Annotated in this window: 19 protein-coding genes; 4 read left to right on the forward strand and 15 right to left on the reverse strand. The window is 67.2% G+C overall.

What is annotated here, in order from left to right; all coding sequences use genetic code 11:
* The first annotated feature begins 100 nt into the window (after positions 1-100).
* Entirely contained in the window at positions 101-2224 is a 2124-nt protein-coding gene (locus tag ACT2FV_RS11145) for a penicillin-binding protein 1A (protein ID WP_444503850.1), read from the forward strand.
* 8 nt (positions 2225-2232) lie between these two features.
* Positions 2233-2844, forward strand: coding sequence for a trimeric intracellular cation channel family protein (locus ACT2FV_RS11150; RefSeq protein ID WP_444503851.1), 612 nt, complete (start codon positions 2233-2235; stop codon positions 2842-2844).
* Between the two features lie 324 nt (positions 2845-3168).
* On the opposite strand, the gene ACT2FV_RS11155 is transcribed toward ACT2FV_RS11150, so the two are convergent.
* The 4 genes from ACT2FV_RS11155 to ACT2FV_RS11170 all read right to left on the reverse strand — a co-directional run bounded on the left by ACT2FV_RS11155 (position 3169) and on the right by ACT2FV_RS11170 (position 5616).
* Positions 3169-3396, reverse strand: coding sequence for a hypothetical protein (locus tag ACT2FV_RS11155; protein ID WP_059608121.1), 228 nt, complete (start codon positions 3394-3396; stop codon positions 3169-3171).
* Positions 3397-3467: 71 nt separating this feature from the next.
* Complete coding sequence (locus tag ACT2FV_RS11160; protein WP_151049009.1) at positions 3468-3851, reverse strand: DUF6232 family protein; 384 nt, start codon at positions 3849-3851, stop codon at positions 3468-3470.
* 123 nt (positions 3852-3974) lie between these two features.
* Positions 3975-4235 carry a DUF2866 domain-containing protein gene (locus tag ACT2FV_RS11165; protein WP_059528608.1) on the reverse strand — a complete coding sequence of 87 codons (261 nt, stop codon included), beginning with the start codon at positions 4233-4235 and terminating at the stop codon, positions 3975-3977.
* A gap of 220 nt (positions 4236-4455) precedes the next feature.
* Positions 4456-5616: a porin gene (locus tag ACT2FV_RS11170; RefSeq protein ID WP_059467242.1), complete on the reverse strand. Its 1161-nt coding sequence runs from the start codon at positions 5614-5616 to the stop codon at positions 4456-4458.
* A gap of 308 nt (positions 5617-5924) precedes the next feature.
* Between ACT2FV_RS11170 and ACT2FV_RS11175 the strand changes: the two genes are divergently transcribed.
* Positions 5925-6731, forward strand: a complete 807-nt coding sequence (locus tag ACT2FV_RS11175; RefSeq protein ID WP_124624350.1) for a MetQ/NlpA family ABC transporter substrate-binding protein — start codon at positions 5925-5927, stop codon at positions 6729-6731.
* A 142-nt stretch (positions 6732-6873) separates the two neighbouring features.
* Here ACT2FV_RS11175 and ACT2FV_RS11180 read toward each other — a convergent pair whose 3' ends face one another.
* From ACT2FV_RS11180 to ACT2FV_RS11210, 7 genes are all read right to left on the reverse strand, one after another.
* Positions 6874-7989, reverse strand: a complete 1116-nt coding sequence (locus ACT2FV_RS11180) for a succinylglutamate desuccinylase/aspartoacylase family protein (RefSeq protein WP_059608103.1) — start codon at positions 7987-7989, stop codon at positions 6874-6876.
* Between the two features lie 258 nt (positions 7990-8247).
* Positions 8248-9030, reverse strand: coding sequence for an ABC transporter substrate-binding protein (locus ACT2FV_RS11185; RefSeq protein WP_059528597.1), 783 nt, complete (start codon positions 9028-9030; stop codon positions 8248-8250).
* Positions 9031-9255: 225 nt separating this feature from the next.
* Positions 9256-10176 (reverse strand): LysR family transcriptional regulator, encoded by a 921-nt coding sequence (locus ACT2FV_RS11190; RefSeq protein ID WP_170296426.1) that lies wholly within the window; start codon positions 10174-10176, stop codon positions 9256-9258.
* Positions 10173-10421: a hypothetical protein gene (locus ACT2FV_RS11195; RefSeq protein WP_444503852.1), complete on the reverse strand. Its 249-nt coding sequence runs from the start codon at positions 10419-10421 to the stop codon at positions 10173-10175. Before ACT2FV_RS11195 ends, ACT2FV_RS11190 begins: the two co-directional genes overlap by 4 nt.
* Positions 10414-11007 (reverse strand): hypothetical protein, encoded by a 594-nt coding sequence (locus tag ACT2FV_RS11200; protein ID WP_151049008.1) that lies wholly within the window; start codon positions 11005-11007, stop codon positions 10414-10416. Before ACT2FV_RS11200 ends, ACT2FV_RS11195 begins: the two co-directional genes overlap by 8 nt.
* A 202-nt stretch (positions 11008-11209) precedes the next feature.
* On the reverse strand, positions 11210-12598 hold the full coding sequence (locus ACT2FV_RS11205; protein ID WP_444503853.1) for an NCS2 family permease: 1389 nt from the start codon (positions 12596-12598) through the stop codon (positions 11210-11212).
* A gap of 543 nt (positions 12599-13141) precedes the next feature.
* Positions 13142-13774, reverse strand: coding sequence for a TetR family transcriptional regulator (locus ACT2FV_RS11210; protein ID WP_444503854.1), 633 nt, complete (start codon positions 13772-13774; stop codon positions 13142-13144).
* 93 nt (positions 13775-13867) lie between these two features.
* On the opposite strand from ACT2FV_RS11210, the gene ACT2FV_RS11215 reads away from it, so the two are divergent.
* On the forward strand, positions 13868-14533 hold the full coding sequence (locus tag ACT2FV_RS11215; RefSeq protein WP_444503855.1) for an O-methyltransferase: 666 nt from the start codon (positions 13868-13870) through the stop codon (positions 14531-14533).
* 137 nt (positions 14534-14670) lie between these two features.
* Here ACT2FV_RS11215 and ACT2FV_RS11220 read toward each other — a convergent pair whose 3' ends face one another.
* The 4 genes from ACT2FV_RS11220 to dkgB form a co-directional block, all read right to left on the reverse strand.
* Positions 14671-15186 carry a DUF3455 domain-containing protein gene (locus ACT2FV_RS11220; protein WP_151049006.1) on the reverse strand — a complete coding sequence of 172 codons (516 nt, stop codon included), beginning with the start codon at positions 15184-15186 and terminating at the stop codon, positions 14671-14673.
* A gap of 171 nt (positions 15187-15357) precedes the next feature.
* Positions 15358-16362: an aldo/keto reductase gene (locus ACT2FV_RS11225; RefSeq protein ID WP_444503856.1), complete on the reverse strand. Its 1005-nt coding sequence runs from the start codon at positions 16360-16362 to the stop codon at positions 15358-15360.
* 20 nt (positions 16363-16382) lie between these two features.
* Entirely contained in the window at positions 16383-17498 is a 1116-nt protein-coding gene (locus tag ACT2FV_RS11230; RefSeq protein WP_444503857.1) for an alkene reductase, read from the reverse strand.
* Positions 17499-17588: 90 nt separating this feature from the next.
* On the reverse strand, positions 17589-18395 hold the full coding sequence (dkgB, locus tag ACT2FV_RS11235) for a 2,5-didehydrogluconate reductase DkgB (RefSeq protein WP_151049003.1): 807 nt from the start codon (positions 18393-18395) through the stop codon (positions 17589-17591).
* Positions 18396-18439 lie beyond the last annotated feature (44 nt).

Raw genomic sequence — 18439 nt, forward strand, 5'->3', positions numbered from 1 at the left:
ATGTTCCGGTATCCCGGCATCCCTTCGACAATGCGCGCCTTCCGTGACCGACGGGCGCCTGTTGCGCGCCCGCGTTCGCCGCATTGAAGAAGGAGCCTGCATGACCGATCACCCAGCCAATCTTCCGCCGCCACCGGCACCGCCTCCTACGTCGCCGCGCCGTGCATGGCGCATGCTCGCGGGTGCGCTGGTCGGCCTGACGCTCGCGTGCGCGGGCATCGGCGCATGGACGATCCACCGCATCTGGACGCAGCTGCCATCCGTCGAGCACCTGGCCGTCTATCGTCCCGCGCTGCCGCTGCGGATTTTCTCGCGCGATGGCGAGCTGCTGGCCGAGTACGGCGTCGAGCGCCGCGAGTTCGTGCCGCTCGAACGCATTCCGCCGCTCATGCGGCACGCGCTGCTCGCGGCCGAGGACGCGAAGTTCTACCAGCACGGTGCGATCGATATCGGCGGCCTCGCGCGCGCAACGTTCGCGAACGTCGTGACGGGACAGCCGGGGCAGGGCGGCAGCACGATCACGATGCAGGTCGCGCGCAACTTCTACCTGACGCGCGACAAGGTGCTGAGCCGCAAGCTCGCCGAGATCCTGATGGCCATCAAGCTCGAGCGCGAGTACAGCAAGGACAAGCTGCTCGAGCTTTACATGAACCAGATCTATCTCGGCGAGCGCGCATATGGGTTCGCGGCGGCCGCGAATGTGTATTTCGGCAAGCGGCTCGACGCGCTGAGCGCGGGCGAAGCGGCCGTGCTCGCCGGATTGCCGAAGGCGCCGTCCGCGTTCAATCCGGTCGTCAATCCGGCGCGCGCGACCGCGCGGCGCAACTACGTGCTCGGCCGCATGCATGCGCTCGGCGAGCTCGACGACGCGACGTATCGCGCCGCGGCCGACATGCCGATCGCGCTGGCGACCACGCCGCCGCCCGGCATCATCGCGGCGCCGTACGTCGCGGAGCGCGCGCGCCGGATGATGGTCGAGCGCTTTCGCGACGACGCCTATACGCTCGGCCTCGACGTGACCACGACGATCTCGATGCGCGACCAGCGCGCGGCCGAAGCCGCGCTCCAGCGCACGCTGAGCCGGCAGCCGGGCACGAAGCGCGATGCGCGCAACGGGCTCGAAGGCGCGCTCGTGTCGCTGGATGCGGCGACGGGCGACATGCTCGCGCTCGTCGGCGGCGCGGATTTCAACCGCAACGTGTTCGACCATGCGCTGCAGGCGTATCGCCAGCCGGGTTCGAGCTTCAAGCCGTTCGTCTATTCGGCGGCGCTGGAGAAGGGCTACTTTCCGGGCGTGCTGGTCGACGACACGCAGCGCACGCTCACCCATGAGGAAACCGGCGCGCGGCCGTGGCGCCCACGCAATTTCGGCAACCGCTACGAGGGCTTCATTCCGGTGCGGCGCGGGCTCGTCCGCTCGAAGAACCTGGTTGCGGTCAGCCTGATGCAGGCCGCCGACGCGCGCTACGTGCAGCAGCACGCGGTGCATTTTGGTTTCGACGCGCAGCGCAATCCGGCGTCGTTGCCGCTCGCGCTCGGCGCGGGCGCGGTGACGCCGCTCGAACTCGCGAGCGCATACAGCGTGTTCGCGAACGGCGGAACGCGGATGGAGCCGCGCCTGATCCTGTCGGTGAAGCAGCGTCACGGCGGCGCGATGTACGAGGCGACGACGCCTGAAGGCGCGCGCGTCGTGTCGGCGCGCAACGCGTTCGTGATGGACAGCATGCTGCGCGACGTCGTGAAGGCCGGCACCGCGCGTGGCGCGCTCGCCTTGCGTCGCGACGACGCGGCCGGCAAGACGGGCACGTCGAACGGATCGAAGGACGTCTGGTTCGCTGGCTACTCGTCGGGGATCGTCGCGGTCGCGTGGCTCGGCTACGACACGCCGCGCCCGATGGGACGCGCGACCGGCGCGACGCTCGCGCTGCCGGTCTGGCTCGACTACATGAAGACGGCCGTCGACGGACGCACGCCGGTCGATGCGACGCCGCCGCAGGACGTCGCGCTCGTCGACGGTGATTTCGTGTACGCCGAATACACGCGCGGCACGTGCACGGCAGACGTGCCGCCGTTCATCCGCAGCCGCTTCGCGTGCGGCGGCGCACCGGCCTCCGAGGCGCCGGATGCATCGGGCGAGAAGGGCAAGCCCGACGAACCGATGCCCGCAGCCGTCGATGCGGCCGAGCGCGAACGCGTGCTCGACCTGTTCCGTACCCAGGACTGAGGCGCGCGATGCATACGCTTTATCTGATCGCGATCGTCGCGGAGGCGATGTCGGGCGCGCTGATGGGCATGCGGCGCGGGATGGACCGCTTCGGGCTCGCGCTCGTCGGCGCGGTGACGGCGCTCGGTGGCGGCACGGTGCGCGACGTGCTGCTCGGCCACTATCCGCTCGGCTGGATCGTGCATCCCGAGTACCTCGTGATCACGCTCGCCGCGGCGACCGTCGCGTCATGGGCCGCGCGGCACGTCGCGCGGATGAAGACGCTGTTCGTCACCGTCGACGCGATCGGTCTCGCGGCGTTCACGATCATCGGCTGCGATATCGGCGCGTCGACGGGCGCCGCGCCGATCATCGTCGTGCTGGCCGGCGCGATCACGGGTGTCTGCGGCGGGATGCTGCGCGACCTGCTGTGCAACGAGATGCCGCTGATCCTGCGCGAGGAACTGTATGCGAGCGTCGCGTTCTTCACGGGCACGCTGTACGTCGGGATCCAGCATCTCGGCATCGATGCCGGGTTGGCGTCGGTGGTCGCGCTGGCGGCGGGCTTCACGACGCGCATGCTTGCGGTGCGGCTGGGATGGAAAATGCGGACGTTCGGTGTCGCGGACGTCGAGCATTGAGCGAGGTTGCCGCGCGGACGCGACGATACGCGCGTGCTACGCCGGCACCATGACCGGTGGCGGCCCGTCGCCGGATAGCAATGCACAGGTGGTCTCCCATTGACGATGACTAGCCCGAAGGCTGGCGGGGTGGCGCGTTCACCTGGCTGGCCCGTTCGCGCGCGGCTGGCGGCGAACGGAGAATTGACAGGAAATGGATAATTTCGCCGTTGTAAATGAGAATTATTATCGATTCAAGGGCGAAAAGCGGCGCGTGCGGACGCGCAGCGTCGGCGCGGATCGGGCGGGCCGCGCGGCGAGACATGCGGTGAAAGCGGGCCGGCCCTAGGCCAGCGATTCGATACGAATCAGCAGGTTGCGCGCATGCGCGATGAACGCGTCGTGCGTCGCGCGATCGCCGTGGCCTTCGAAGCCGGCCTGTTCGGCGAACGCGAGCTGTTCGGCGTAGAGGTCGACGAGCACGCTGCGTGTGTCGGGCGGCAGCGCGCGGATCATCGAGACGAGCAGCAGTTCCTGCGCGCGCAGCATGCCGGACAGCGATTGGGCGTTCATGCCGACCTCCTCGAACGACGCGGCGGCGTGCCGCTCATTCAATAGTAGGTGGTCGGCGCGCGCAGCGGAAATCAGCCGGCGGCCGTCGCCGTCCGTGCATCGCGCACGACTTGCGCGACGCGCTCGACGAATTCGGCGTCGACGCTGGACAGCGCTTCGCGCTTGCCGTCGGGCATTTCGACCATCAGCCGGTATGTGATGTCCTGCGTGGTCCAGGCGAGATAGCCGACGACGGCGAGCATCACGCCGACGACCAGCGCGGCGCTCGATGCGCCGATGCCGCCTGCGACGGCGGTGGCCACGCCGATCAGCGAGATCAGCGACGGCACGAGGCGATTCTTCGGGATCTTGACGACATCGACGTTGCGGATGTCACGCAGCGGGAAGACCTGCCCGGTGGCCGACAGGCCGTTGCGCGTGACCATCACGCCGCGTTCGTTGAATGCGTTTTCCATCGTGTGTTGCGTGGACGAAAACGCGCAGCGTAGCAGAATTCGTTGCCGCGTCAAACGAGACCGAGTGCCGCACGATGCGTGCGGGCCGGCCGCGATGCGGGCAACGGCGGGTAACGGAGGGAGTCAGAATTGCAGCCGGCCGTCGCCGTACAGTCGGCCCGGCACGTGCGACGCGACGACCTCGGCGATCTCTTCGTCGGTCGATTCGGCCGGCACGATCTGGCGTCGCGCGGGCGCGTCGAGATGCATCGTCCATTCGACGAGCCGGTACGGGCGGCCCCACGGGCGCTGCATTTCCACCGACACGCGGCAGCTCTGGACGGGCAGCGAATGCCGGCGCGTCAGAATCGCGTGCAGATGGCTGAAAACGGTATCTTCGATCATCTTGGGCTCCGATCCTGTCTTGTGGGCAGTTGATGCCGGTGCCGTAGTGGGTCTCAAAAAAAAAGCCGCCGATGCTCAGGCGGCCAACAGGGGGGGTGAGAGCATCCTCTCAGCCCAGAATTAAGCGAAACTTAAAAGCCCATAAAAAAGCGCCCCGCGTGGAGCGGGGCGCTTCTTGCCGTCGTCGTCCGCGAAATGAGCGGACAGTTAAGCGGATGCTTTAGAACTTGTGACGGATACCGACGCGAGCGGCCAGCTGGTTCGACGAACCGTTGCCCGACGTGCTGAAGTAGCTCGTGCTCGAACCGATCTGCGCTTGCACGCCGTTGCCCGACGCCTTCTGGTAGACAACCAGGCCGTACACGTCCGTACGCTTGCTGAGCGCATAGTCGAGGCCCAGGTTGCCCTGGTTCCAGTGCGCCGAGTTGCCGCTTTGCGTTGCGTTCGTGTACGTGTAGCCCGCTGCTGCCGACAGGGCCGGCGTGATCGCGTACTTCACGCCTGCTTCATACGCGTTGTAGAACGTGCCCGATGCGCCAGCCGCGATCGGGGTGAACTGCGTGCGCGTCCAGAGCAGCCATGCCGTTGCCGGGCCGAAGATGTAGCGGCCGCCGACGCCGTACGTGCGCAGGTCGCGGATGTTCGTCAGCGCGATGTTCGCGATCGACGTCGAGAATGCCGGCGTCGACTGGCTCGGGAAGCGGATGTCCGTGTATGCGGCGCCGAGTGCGAACGGGCCGTTCGCGTAGTTCAGGCCGAAGCTGTATGCGCGCGACGAACCGGCCGTCGTCGTGGTGCCCGTCGTCGTCGACGGGGCGCCGGCGAAGTCGGTCGAGTTCGAGAAGCCGTACAACGCGCCGAACGTGAAGCCGGCGTAGTTCGCGCTCTGGAACTTCACCGAGTTGTTGATGCGGCTCGACGTGAGCTGGTCGATGTCGTTCACGTGGTACGCGTAGTTACCCGCGACCGTGTTGCCGCCCGTCGAGTAGTTCGAACCGAGGATGTCGGTCGAGAACGAGTACTGGCGGCCGAACGTGACCGTGCCGTATTGCGACTGGCTCAGGCCGACATAGGCTTGACGGCCGAAGATCGCGCCACCCTGGCCGATCGTGCCGTTGCCGCTGTTGAAGCCGTTTTCGAGCACGAAGATTGCCTTCAGGCCGCCACCGAGGTCTTCGGTGCCGCGCAGGCCCCAACGGCTGCCCTGGGCCACGCCGTCGTCGTACTTGAACAGCTTGCCGCTGCCGCCGTTCGCGGTCTTGCTGTGGTTCACGTAGCTGATACCGGCATCGATGACGCCATACAGGGTCACGCTGCTTTGTGCGTGTGCCGCGCCAGCCGTTGCTGCAAGGATGGCGATGGTCAACAGTTTCTTGTTCAAAGGATTCTCCGAGCGAGTAAATGGCGTGTCCAGTTGCGGTTCCGGCGCTCTCTATGGGCGCTTTCACGGACCGGTCGCAACTTTATCGGCGGGTCACGTAATGAATGTGACAGGCTTTGTCATATGACGAATCTGTGGTGCCGAAGCGACACTGGATTCTGCCCGGTTGTACAGCACGGAGTTATACCGATTCCGCCTGAGATTCGATCGGGATCCGGAATATGTACATGAAATAAGCTTGGTTGGTGCCGTTCCGGCCCCCGTGCCACGATGCGCGCTTCAACAACGACACGGGACAAGAGGACACCATGCGACGTTCGATCCTGACCGGCCTCGGCGCGCTTGCCGCGGCGCTGGCCTTTGCCGCGCCCGGCGCGCACGCCGACTCCCAGACGCTGAAGATCGGCACGATGAGCGGCCCCGACGCGCAGATCTGGACCGAGGTGACGAAAGTCGCCGCACGCGAAGGCCTCGCGATCAAGGTCATCGAATTCAACGACTACGTGCAGCCGAACGCGGCGCTCGACGCGGGCGACCTCGATGCGAACGGTTTCCAGCACCAGCCGTTTCTCGACAGCCAGATCAAGCAGCGCGGCTACAGGATCGTCAACGTCGGGCTGACGTACACGGCGCCGATGGGCTTCTATTCGAAGAAGCTCAAGTCGCTCAAGGACTTGCCGGTGGGCGCGAAGGTCGGGATCCAGAACGATCCGTCGAACGGCAACCGTGCGCTGCTGCTGCTGCAGAAATACGGCGTGATCAAGCTGAAGGCGGGCGCCGGCACGAACGGCGTGAACGCGACGCCGCTCGACGTCGCCGAGAATCCGAAGAAGATCAGGATCGTCGAGCTCGACGCCGCGCAGTTGCCGCGCGCGCTGCCCGACCTCGACGCCGCGTCGATCAACACCGACTACGCGGTGAAGGCCGGGCTCACGCCGGTGAAGGATGCGATCGCGATCGAGGATCTGCGCGGGCCGTATGCGAACCTGATCGCGGTGCGCGCGCAGGACAAGGACAAGCCGTGGGTGAAGAAGCTCGTCGCGGCCTATGAATCGGACGACGTGCGCAAGTTCATCGACCAGAAGTTCGGCGGTGCGATCGTGCCGGCGTTCTGAATCTCGGCCGTGGCCAGCCCGCGTCGCGGGCATCGCGCCAGACCGAAAAGCAAATCGCCCGCGCAAGCGGGCGATTTCGTTGGCGCGCCGTGCTGCGGCGCGCGGGCCGGCCGCTACTCAGGCGGCGCAGGGGTTCAGGGGCTCAGGCCGACAGCAGCGACCCGGTGCGGATCGGCGTCGCGCCGGCGATCCGCGCGACTTCCATCCCGGCGGTCGCGAAGCGCACGATCTGGCGCGCGTACAGCACGCCCGACACGCTGCTCTTCAGCGTGATCACGCGATCGGTCAGCGGATCGACGATGTCGGCCACGTCCTGGCCGGCCTCGATCCACGCGCCGACCGGCGTGCGGAACACGATCACGCCCGACACCGGTGCGACGAGCGGATCGGTGCCCGCGAGCGGCGTGGCCGGATGCGCGAGCGGCGGCAGCGGCGCCGGCGTGCCGTCGATGACGCCGCGCTCGGTCAGGTATTCGACGATCGCTTGCGCGTCCTTCTCCGCGAGTTCGTACGACACGTCGCGCTCGCTGCGCAGTTCGACCGTGACGGAGATCGCGCCGTTCGGGATCGGAAAGCGATCGCCGAAGCGGTTGCGCAGATCCGACCAGCAGAAGCTGTGGATCTCGTCGAACGGATTGCCGACCGAATTCAGCGCGAGCAGCGACGCCTGCGCGTCCAGATAGCGCGACAGCGGCTCGACGTCTTCCCACAGATCGGGGTTCGTATACAGGTGCATCACCGCGTCGCTGTCGCAATGCAGGTCGAGCACGATGTCGGCGTCGAACGACAGTTTCTGCAGTGCGAGGCGCTGCGATTCGAGTTCGGTGCGCGGCTTCTGTTCGTCCAGCGCCTCGCGCATCGCGGCGCGTACCGCGGCGAGGTTGCGCTGCGCGTCGTTCGTCAGGCGGCCTTCGATGCGCGGCAGCACGAGCGCCGCGAGATCGTAGAAATTGCGGTTGAAGTTCTGCATCGAGCCGAGCTCGAAGCGGCCGAGGTGATCGCCGAACACATGCTGCGACAGGCCGATCGGGTTCGGCACCGGGACGATGATCACCTCGCCGCGCAGCTTGCCGGCCGTCTCGAGCGCGGCGATCTTGCGGCGCAGCAGCGCGGCGACCAGCATGCCGGGCAGTTCGTCCGCGTGCAGCGACGACTGGATGTAGACCTTCTTCTGGCCGCGCGGGCCGTAGTGGAAGCTCGTGATCTGGCGTTCGGTGCCGACGGCGGGGGAAATCAGCGGATGGGTCTGCGTTTGCATGATGAGGGGAGGGCGGCGCAGCCGCGAGTGATCCGGTATGCGTGGAAGATCGATTGTACGTTGCCTTGCGCGAACCTATCAAACCGCGCGCCGGGCAAGTCGATTTCCTTTACGAATCATCGGGTTGTTGCGTAAAAAATAACGGTGCCGCGGCCCGTCGTGCATGCGTGCCCCGCAGTCTTTCGTCGCGCGCGGGCAAAAAAAACGGGCTCCTTGCGGAGCCCGTCTGCGCGGATGCGAAGCGCGCGTTGCGCGGTGTTACTTGCCGTACACGTCGAAATCGAAGTACTTCTTCGCGATCTTGTCGTACGTGCCGTCCTTGCGCATGCCGGCGATCGCGCCGTCGATCTTCGCCTTCAGGTCGGTGTCTTCCTTGCGCAGGCCGATGCCGGCGCCGTTGCCGAGCGTCTTCGGATCGTCGATATCCTTGCCGGCGAAATCGAAGCTCGCGCCGCGCGGCGTCTTCAGGAAGCCGATTTCAGCCTGCACCGCGTCCTGCAGCGCGCCGTCCAGACGGCCGGAGATCAGGTCGGCGTAGACCTGGTCCTGGTTCTGGTAAGGCACGACGTTCACGCCCTTCGGCGCCCAGTACGTCTTCGCGTAGGTTTCCTGGATCGTGCCCTGCTCGACGCCGACCGACTTGCCCTTCAGCGATTCGGCCGTCGGCATCAGGCCGGCACCCTTCTTCGCGACGAGGCGCGTCGGCGTGTTGAACAGCTTCGACGAGAACGCGATCTGTTCCTGGCGCGCCGGCGTCATCGACATCGACGACAGGACGCCGTCGAACTTGCGTGCCTTCAGCGCCGGGATCATCCCGTCGAAGTCGTTTTCGATCCACACGCACTTCGCGTTCATGCGGCGGCAGATTTCGTTGCCGAGGTCGACGTCGAACCCGACCACCTTGCCGTCAGCGCCTTTCGATTCGAAAGGCGGGTAGCTTGCGTCGACGCCGAAGCGCACGGTCGTCCAGTCCTTCGCGTATGCAGTGCCGGCCGATACGGCGAGCAGGGCTACGGTCACAGCCGCAAGAATCTTTTTCACTCGGTGACTCCTCGTTTTGTTCGATGGGTGCGCGGTTGTGCCGCGCCGTAAGCCTTCGGCCCGGCGCGGCTTCGCGTCGAGCTGTCCGTTTCGCTGCCCGATGCGGGCGCGCGACGTGCGCAAGATTATCAAGACAAAATACCGGCAGGGCGCCTAGGACATGCCCCGATACCGGACCCGACGGCCATGCGTGCGGCGCACGACCGTTTCAGACGTAGGAACGATTCAACCGAGCGTTTCGTTGACCGCGCGCTGCAGGCAGGTGACGAATTGCGATACGGCCGGCGTCGGCAGCAGGTCGCGGCGCGCGATGATCGACAGGTCGAAGCGCGGCATGCTTTCGTCGAGGTCGGCCGTGCGAATCCCGAGCGGCGCCACCATCGCGGCCAGCGGGCGCGTGAAGCAGCCGATCACGTCGGAGCGCGCCACGAGCCCGAGCGTCACCGCGAACGACATCGGCGAGCGCAGCAGGCGCTTCGGCAGCGGCAGCCCGCGCGCCTCGAACATTCCGACCATCACGCTGTGCGGGAATTGCTCGGCCCCGACCGTGACGATCCATTCGGCGTCGAGCAGTTCCTCTAACCGGCGCGCGTGCGCGAGCGGGTGGCCTTCGCGCATCACGACGGTGAACTCGGTCGACAGCAGCGGCACCTGCGTGAAATCGCGGTCGAGCGCGGGCACATGGTGCATCGCAGCGATGTCGAGCGTGCCGTTGCGCAATTGCGCGAGCGCGTCCGGCACCGTCAATTCCACCAGATGCAGGCTCACGTTCGGCATCGACTGGCGGAATGCGGTGACCGCGCGCGGCAGCGCGGTCAGCGCGATCGACGGCATCGTGCCGACCGCGACACGTCCGGACATCTCGCCTTTCACCTGCTCGACGGCCTCGACGGTGCGGCGCATGTCGCCGAGCAGCTGCTCGGCGCGCGGCAGCAGCGCATGGCCGCACGCGGTCAGCTCGACGCCGCGCACGCTGCGCGCGAGCAGTTCCGCGTTCAGCGCCGACTCGAGTTCGCGGATCGTGTGCGTGATCGCGGGCTGCGTGACGCCGAGTTCGCGCGCGGCGGCGCGCAGGCTCTTGAGATGCGCGGCGGAGACGAACGCCTGGAGTTGCGCGATGTTCAGGTGGTTTCGGATGCGGGTCATCGATCGGTTCGGATCTGGCGGCGGGCCGGGGCGCCGGCGCGAAGATCGATAGGGTAGCGCGCCGCGGCGGCGAACGCCGGGCGGAACAAAAACCGCGGGGCACGGTACGGCATTTCTTCGTCGAGATCGACGGCGAACCGATCAGGATTGCAGATGACGGTGCATGCGGGGCGTGACGTCGTCGCGATGCGCCGCGCTACGACGCACCGCGTGAAGATATCGTGGCGGCCGGGTGTGTCAGGCAAGCGCCAGTTCGACGGCCGCGAGCGTGCGGCGGCGGATCCAGCCGCTCGCGAGCCGGATTGCGAGCCAGTACGGCAGAAACAGCAGGCGCGTGCGCGTGCTCGGACAGTGCACGAAGGTTTCGGTGCGCAGCAGCCGCGTGCCGGAAGACAGTCCGACGACCTCGAACCGCAGCACCAGCTTCGCATCGCGCGGATCGTCGTGCCGGACGAAGGCCTCGGCGTCGTCGATCGTGCGCACGTCGGGCGTCGGGCGCCAGAAGCGTCCGATGAGCCCCAGCGACAGCGACGTCTCGTCGCGATGCAGCAGCGTGAACGTATCGAAGCCGAAGCGTTCGCGTGCGCCTTCGGCGGGGCGGTTGGCCAGCGCACGCGCGATGGCCGCCGGCGATTCGCGCACGGCAAGCAGCGCATCGATGACCGGATCGGCGCGCATGTCGAGCGCGGCCACGGCGTCGATGATGCGCGACGGCGGCGCGTCGATCGGCCGGGATTCATGAACTTCGACGAAGCCGAACGACGGGATGAAAGGCGGCTTGCTCGCCGCGGTCCGCGTGTCTGATTCAGAGACGATGCCGAACGGATTCATGGGCGTTCCGGGGGACAAAATGCGATCGTAGCACCGCGTGCGCACGCGCGGCGCGACGCGCCGCACCGCCGGCCGCACCGACAAAAAAGGCCTGGAAACATGCGTTTCCAGGCCTGGAGACCATCAACGACGATGGTGGAGGAGACGGGATCGTCCCGATGCGCGCCGCCCTTGTGCCGGCGACGTCGCGCATGATGCGCGGTCAGATCGCCCAGCCGCCGAGATAGAACGTGACGAGCACGGCCGCGATGAGCACGGTGCCGACGTTGAGCTTGCGGAATTCGCCGCTGGCGATGCGGCCGATCACGAGCGTCGAGAAGCCGAGCATGATGCCGGTCACGATGTTCGCGGTCAGCACGATGAATACCGCGCACACGAGTCCCGACATCGCATCGACCATGTCGTCCATGTGCAGCTTGCTCACGCTGCCGAGCATCAGCAGGCCGACGTACATCAGCGCGGGGGCCGTTGCGTACGACGGCACGAGGCCCGCGAGCGGCGAGAAGAACATCACGATCAGGAACAGCACGCCGACCACCGCGGCCGCGAGGCCCGTCTTCGCACCGGCGGCCACGCCGACGCTCGACTCGATGTAGGCCGCGGCCGGCGCGCCGCCGAGGAAGCCGGAGAAGATCGAGCTGACCGAATCGGCGGTCAGCGCGCGGCCGCCGTTGATGATGCGGCCGTTCTCGTCGAGCTGGCCCGCCTGACCGGCGACCGCGCGGATCGTGCCGGTCGCGTCGAACACGGCGGTCATCACGAGTGCCAGCACGCTCGGCAGCACGGCCATCGACAGCGCGCCCTTGATGTCCATCGCGCCGATCAGCGAGGCGTGGCCCGGTGCGCTCAGCGACGGCAGCGCGAAGATGCCGCGATACTTCACGGCCGGATCGAACGCGAGGCCGATCAGCGAGATTGCGACCACGACGAGCAGGATGCCGCCGGGCACGCGACGCTTCTCGAGCCCGAAGATCGCGGCGAGGCCGACGACCGACATGATGACCGGGAACGCGGTGATCTGGCCGAGCGAGACCGGCAGGCCGGCGCCCGGATTCTTGATCACGAGACCGACGTCGTTCGACGCGATCAGCAGCAGGAACAGGCCGATGCCGATGCCGGTGCCGTGCGCGACGCCCGCGGGCAGGTTGCGCAGGATCCACGAACGCACGCCGGTGACCGAAATGCCCGTGAACACGAGGCCCATCAGGAACACGGCGCCGAGCGCGACGGTCGGCTGCAGGCCCTTGCCGAGCACGAGGCCGAACGCCGTGAACGCCGTCAGCGAGATCGCGCAGCCGATCGCGATCGGCAGCTTCGCCCACAGGCCCATCAGCAGCGAACCGAAGGCGGTGGTGAGGCAGACCGCGACGAATACCGCGCTCGTGTCGAAGCCGGCCTTGCCGAACATGCCGGGCACGACGAACACGGAATAGACCATCGCGAGGAAAGTGGTCACGCCCGCGACGATTTCGCGACGCTGCGTGCTGCCGCGCGACGAAATGCCGAAGTACCGGTCGATGACTCCCTTGGTGCCGAAGTCCGTTTCTTCCGCGCCGACGCCGACCGTCGGCTGCACCGGGGTATCACTCATGAGCTTGCTCCTTTATCAGCATGCTGAAACGGCCCGTGGCAGGCCGTCGTCAGGGTGTCTCGAATCTGGTTGAAATTATCGGCAGCGTCGTGGGGACGCATCACGCGCGATTCGTGTCGTCGTCCGCGCGTCGATGGGCGCGCGTGTCGCGTCGTACGACGCGTGGTGTAGTCGACCCCGTCACGTGTGCTTTGCCGTAGCGAAGGTTAGGCGAACGGCCCGTCACGTCCCATTGGGGGACGAGCATGCAGCGCATGTCGCAGCGCTTATATCGGCGTGCAACGGGGCTTCGTCGTCGCGGAACGCGTGTATACGCCTAGTTCGAATCCGTTAAGGCGATTATTCGAATGCTGGATCGGCGGGCAGGGGCGGAGCGGGTGACGCATCGGATATTACGAATGTCTTTCATCGAGGCCGCGCAGGTGCGTGAATACGGCCGCGCGTGACGCGCCGCGCCGCCGTGCGCAACGTGAGTCCGGATGATACCGGGGCCGCGCGCGTGCTGCGCTGGCGTGCGTCGTTGCCGTCGTCGCCGTCGTTGCGTCAGCCGCGCGCGAGCTGCGCGAGATACGCGCAGAACATGTCGGCCATCGCGGCCGAGTACGCGTCGATTTCCGCCGGCGTGTGTTCGGTTTCCGAAAACGCCTTGCCGGAACTCGTGAGCGTGCTCGTGATGAGCTCGCACGCGAGCGCGCGCGTGGCATCCGGTGCGTCGGGCAGCGCGTCGAGCATGAACGCGCTGAAGATCCGGTTGCCGGCGGCCTTCGCTTCCTGCGCCTCGGGTGTGTCGCGATAGAGCGGCGCGGCGTCGTCGAGCGCGACGCGCATCCGCGCCTCGTCGCATTCCGAGTGGATGAACGCATGGACGGCCGTGCGCAGCCGCTCGGGCGGCGTCTTGTGCGGATCTTCCAGCATCCCGCGCAGCATCCCGGACGTCTGGCGCCACTCGTCGTGCTGCAGCCGGAACAGCACGGCCGCCTTGTTCGGGAAGTACTGATACAGCGAACCGACGCTCACACCGGCGCGCTCGGCGACGCGCGCCATCGTGAAGCGCTGCGCGCCTTCGGTCGCCAGAACCTGAATAGCGGCCTGCAGCACGTCATCGACGAGCTGGGTCGAGCGGGCCTGCCGAGGCAGTCTGCGCGAGGCGATCGGGGCGTTGCGGCGGTCGGTCATGACGGGTCTGCCAATGCGAATAGTAAAACCTGAATAGTTCGTCATATTCTAGTCGGGCGCCCTGACGCACTCAACCTGACACCGGAGATTCGCATGACCACCCTGATTCACGACCCGCTGGCGTCGCTGCTCGCGCGCCTGTTCGACGAAGCCGACGCATCGTCGCCCACGTCGAGCCCGGACTTCGCGGACCTGACGCACGACGAGCACGCGCGGCTGATGCGCAGCAAGACCGATTACGCCGATTTCTATGCACGCCTGAAGGACTATCCGCTCGCGGTGTCGCGCGAGACGGGCACGCTGCTGTACATGCTCGCGCGCAGTAACGGCGCGCGCGCCATCGTCGAATTCGGCATGTCGTTCGGGATCTCGACGCTGCACCTCGCGGCCGCGCTGCGCGACAACGGCGGCGGCCGGCTGATCACGAGCGAGTTCGAGGCGTCGAAGGTCGCGCGGGCGCGCGAGAACCTGGCGGCCGGCGGGCTGGCCGATCTCGTCGAGATCCGCGAAGGCGATGCGCTGCGCACGCTGGCGGCCGATCTGCCCGAAACGGTCGACCTGCTGCTGCTCGACGGCGCGAAGGCGCTGTATCCCGAGGTGCTCGCGCTGGTCGGGCGCCGGCTGCGGCCCGGCGCGTTTGTCATTGCCGACAACGCGCAATACAGTCCCGACTACCTCGCCTACGTGCGCGCGCCGGAAAACGGCTATCTGTCGGTCCCGTTCGGCGGCGACGTCGAGCTGTCGATGCGCACGCGCTGACGCGCGCGCATCATGTCCTGGCCGGATCGATGACGATGAATACACCGGACATACGATCAGTAAATGCAGGATGACTGATCAAATGGACTTGTGAGCATCCTGGTAGCGGCGTCCGCGCTTCGGGATGCCGCCGCGCGTTACTTCAGGAACACGTATCGCGCGAAATACGGAAAGCGGCCGATCGCATGTTCGGTCGCACACGTCGCCTCCGGCGGCGTGCCGCCCACGGTATCGAGCCGCTGTACGAAGCGCACGCCGGCGAGCGTGCCGGCTGCTGCCGGCGTCGCGGCGAGCAGGAGTTGCGCAATGCTGCCCGGGTGCGCGCTGGGCGTTTCCGCGAGTTTCTTGCCGGTGATGCGGCTGCCGTCGAGCGATTCCCACGACGGCCCCGCGCCGTGCCGGACGACGAGCGCGCCGGTGGCGTCGAACAGCATCGCTTCCGGGCGCTGGAATGCCCACGCGAGCCGGTGCCCGGCGTCGTATTCGCATGCGTAGATCTGCACGCCGGTCGCGGTCGTCGACAGCACGGGCGACGCCGGCTGGGGCGGCACGAGACCGGTTGCATCGTCGGCATGGGCCGGCAAGATGCAGGCCGCGAACGAAAGGGCCGCGAGGGCCTGCAGCATGTCGCGTTTCGGAAAGCGGCTTGGCATGGCGGAGCGTCCTTTCAGGTCGGGTGACGGTCGTGCGAAGTCGATCTTATGAACGTTAGACGGCGATTGCGCAGGCTGCAATTCGGAAATGGCAATCGCGGCGATAGCCGCCGCGATTGCACGGGAATGGATGTGCGCGGCCGCTCGTCGCGGCGGTCGCGCGCAAGCGGCTCAGGCCGCGCCGGCCGGTGTCGGCGCGTGTTCCGCGATCAGGCGCTCGGCCTTCAGTGCGTCCCACAGGCTTGCCGGAATCGGCGCCGACGCGAGCCGCAGGTTCTCGTCGATGCGCTCGGGCCGGCTCGCGCCGGGGATCACGGCCGCGACGGCCGGGTGCGCGAGCGAGAACTGCAGCGCCACCGCGCGGACATCGACGCCGAACTGCTCGCTGATCTGCCGGATGCGCGCGACGCGGTCGAGCATCTCCTGCGTGGCCGGCTGGTATTCGAAGTGGGTGCCGCCCGCGAGCACGCCAGAGTTGTACGGGCCGCCGACGATGATGCCGAGGCTGCGCACGGCGCTTTCCGGCATCAGCCGTTCGAGCGCGCCGGCATGGTCGAGCAGCGTGTAGCGGCCGGCGAGCAGGAAGCCGTCCGGATCCGAGCGCTCGAGCGCGAGCTCGCACGGCTCGATCCGGTTCACGCCGAGGCCCCAGCCCTCGATGACCTTCTCGTCGCGCAGCCGCGTGAGTGCCTTGGCCGCACCCGACATCGCGACGTCGAACACGTCGAGCCAGCGCTCGCCGTGGAAGTCGATCGCCGGATCGTGGATCCACACGGTGTCGAGGCGGTCGGTGCGCAGCCGCTCGAGGCTCGCTTCGATCGAGCGCAGCGTGCCGTCTTCCGTGTAGTCGTAGACGACCTTGTTCGGCAGGCCATGGCGGAACAGCCCGCCCTTCTCGCCGAGATCGCGCTGCGACGCATCCTCGTGCTCGTCGAGCACGAGGCGGCCGACCTTGGTGCCGAGCGAATATTCATCGCGCGGCCGGCCGGCGAGCGCTTCACCGAGGCGCAGCTCGGCGAGGCCGGCGCCATACAGCGGCGCCGCGTCGAAGTAGCGGATACCGCTTTCCCATGCCGCGTCGACGGTGGCCAGTGCTTCTTCGTTCGGGATGTCCCGATACATGTTGCCCAGTGGCGCGGTGCCGAAACCCAGGCGGGAAGGGGACGTGATTCTCATGTCGGACTCCTGTCGATCGCTCAGGCCGCGGCCTGCGCGAGCGTCGGATAGTCGGTCAGGCCCCGTGCGCCGCCGCCGAACAGCGTGTTGCGGTCGTGCGGCGTGAGCGCGGCGCCGGTGCGCAGGCGCTCGGGCAGGTCGGGGTTCGCGACGAACGGTCGGCCGAAGGCGACGAGGTCGGCCCAGCCGGCGGCGATCCCTTCCCGCGCGCGCTCGGCGGTGTACGCGCCGGCGTAGATCAGCACGCCAAGAAACGCGGCACGCAGCTGCTGCTTGAATTCGACCGGCATCAGCGGTGCGTCGTCCCAGTCGGCTTCCGCGATGTGCAGGTAGCCGACACCGAGTTCGCCGAGCAGCTTCGCGGCGGCGAGGTAGGTCGTCTCGGGATCGTCGTCGACGCAGCCGTTCAGCGTGGTCAGCGGCGCGAGGCGGATGCCGACGCGCGACGCGTCGCCGGTGCCTTCGATCAACGCCTGCGCGACTTCGCGCAGGAAGCGCAGCCGGTTGTCGAGCGAGCCGCCGTACGCGTCGGTGCGCGTGTTCGCGTTCGAGTCGATGAACTGGTTCACGAGATAGCCGTTCGCGCCGTGCAGCTCGACGCCGTCGAAACCGGCTTCGATCGCGTTGCGCGCGGCGGCGCGGTATTGATCGACGATCTCGCCGATTTCGTCGACGGACAACGCGCGCGGCTCGGACGCCTGCACGAAGCCCGGCGTGCTGCCGTCCTCACCGGCGACGAACACGTTCACGCCCTTCGCCTGGAGCGGCGACGACGAAACGGGTTGCCGGCCGCCGAGCAGGCTCGTGTGGCTCAGCCGGCCGACGTGCCAGAGCTGCGCGAAGATGCGGCCATGCGCTGCGTGGACGGCGTCCGTCACCTTGCGCCAGCCGGCGACCTGCGACGGCGTGTGGATGCCGGGCGTCCATGCGTAGCCCTTGCCGAGCGGCGCGATGTAGGTGCCTTCGCTGACGATCAGGCCCGCGCTCGCGCGCTGCGCGTAATACGCGGCCATCAGTTCGTTGGCTTCGTCGCCGGGCTGGCTGGCGCGCGAACGCGTCATCGGCGGCATCACGATGCGGTTCGGCAGTGTCAGCGAGCCGAATTGCAGCGGTTGGAAAAGCGGGTCCTGGGTCATGAGGGATTCCTGTCGGTGCCGCGGCCGGCTGGCCGCGGACGGTTCGATTGAGGGGGCGATGCCGGGGCCTGTTATCAGCGGGAGCAGGCCTTAGTCCCACTTCGGCGCGAGGCCGACCGGGTCGACTTCGCGGCCGTTGCGTTCGAGCGCGGCGATCTGCGCCATGTCCTCGTCGGTCAGGCGCAACGTTTGCGCGAGCAGGTTGCTTGCGAGGTTTTCGCGCTTCGTCGACGACGGGATCACCGAGTAGCCGAGCTGCAGGGCCCAGGCCAGCGCGACCTGCGCCGGCGTCGCGTCGTGACGTTGCGCGATCGCACCGATCACCGGGTCGCCGAGCACCTTGCCGTATGCGAGCGTCATGTACGACGTCACGTGGATGCCTTCGCCGTTCAGGAATTCGACCAGCTTGCGGTTCTGCAGGTACGGGCTCAGTTCGATCTGGTTCGTCGCGATCGCATCCTTGCCGACCACCGCGATCGCTTCCTTCGTCAGTTCGATGTTGAAGTTCGAGATGCCGATCCGGCGCGTGAGACCTTTCACCTTCGCGTCGGCGAGCGCGGTCATGAATGCCTGGACCGACACGCCGCTCTCGGGAGCCGGCCAGTGGATCAGCGTCAGGTCGACGTAGTCGGTGCGCAGCTTGCGCAGGCTTTCCTCGAGGCTGGCGACCAGCTTTTCCGGCGCGTAGTTGTCGACCCAGATCTTCGTCGTGAGGAACAGGTCTTCGCGGCGCACGCCCGATGCGGCGATCGCTTCGCCGACTTCGGCTTCGTTGCCGTAGATCTGCGCGGTGTCGATCGCGCGGTAGCCGACCTCGAGGCCGTTGCGGACCGAGTCGATGACGACCTGGCCTTGCAGGCGGAAGGTACCGAGGCCGAATGCGGGAATGTTGCTCATCATGTGTTCCTGGAAGAGGTGGAGCGATTGCGGTATGGAAATCA

The sequence above is a fragment of the Burkholderia sp. PR2 genome, from assembly GCF_052372875.1.
GTDB lineage: Bacteria > Pseudomonadota > Gammaproteobacteria > Burkholderiales > Burkholderiaceae > Burkholderia > Burkholderia diffusa.

Coding starts and splice junctions, on each gene's coding strand:
- ACT2FV_RS11160 (WP_151049009.1), bottom strand. CDS start 3,851: ATGGAAAACGCATTCAACGAACGCGGCGTGATGGTCACGCGCAACGGC.
- ACT2FV_RS11225 (WP_444503856.1), bottom strand. CDS start 16,362: ATGAGAATCACGTCCCCTTCCCGCCTGGGTTTCGGCACCGCGCCACTG.
- ACT2FV_RS11180 (WP_059608103.1), bottom strand. CDS start 7,989: ATGCAAACGCAGACCCATCCGCTGATTTCCCCCGCCGTCGGCACCGAA.
- ACT2FV_RS11145 (WP_444503850.1), top strand. CDS start 101: ATGACCGATCACCCAGCCAATCTTCCGCCGCCACCGGCACCGCCTCCT.
- ACT2FV_RS11210 (WP_444503854.1), bottom strand. CDS start 13,774: ATGACCGACCGCCGCAACGCCCCGATCGCCTCGCGCAGACTGCCTCGG.
- ACT2FV_RS11215 (WP_444503855.1), top strand. CDS start 13,868: ATGACCACCCTGATTCACGACCCGCTGGCGTCGCTGCTCGCGCGCCTG.
- ACT2FV_RS11155 (WP_059608121.1), bottom strand. CDS start 3,396: ATGAACGCCCAATCGCTGTCCGGCATGCTGCGCGCGCAGGAACTGCTG.
- ACT2FV_RS11150 (WP_444503851.1), top strand. CDS start 2,233: ATGCATACGCTTTATCTGATCGCGATCGTCGCGGAGGCGATGTCGGGC.
- ACT2FV_RS11200 (WP_151049008.1), bottom strand. CDS start 11,007: ATGAATCCGTTCGGCATCGTCTCTGAATCAGACACGCGGACCGCGGCG.
- ACT2FV_RS11190 (WP_170296426.1), bottom strand. CDS start 10,176: ATGACCCGCATCCGAAACCACCTGAACATCGCGCAACTCCAGGCGTTC.
- ACT2FV_RS11205 (WP_444503853.1), bottom strand. CDS start 12,598: ATGAGTGATACCCCGGTGCAGCCGACGGTCGGCGTCGGCGCGGAAGAA.
- ACT2FV_RS11230 (WP_444503857.1), bottom strand. CDS start 17,498: ATGACCCAGGACCCGCTTTTCCAACCGCTGCAATTCGGCTCGCTGACA.
- ACT2FV_RS11165 (WP_059528608.1), bottom strand. CDS start 4,235: ATGATCGAAGATACCGTTTTCAGCCATCTGCACGCGATTCTGACGCGC.
- ACT2FV_RS11220 (WP_151049006.1), bottom strand. CDS start 15,186: ATGCCAAGCCGCTTTCCGAAACGCGACATGCTGCAGGCCCTCGCGGCC.
- ACT2FV_RS11175 (WP_124624350.1), top strand. CDS start 5,925: ATGCGACGTTCGATCCTGACCGGCCTCGGCGCGCTTGCCGCGGCGCTG.
- dkgB (WP_151049003.1), bottom strand. CDS start 18,395: ATGAGCAACATTCCCGCATTCGGCCTCGGTACCTTCCGCCTGCAAGGC.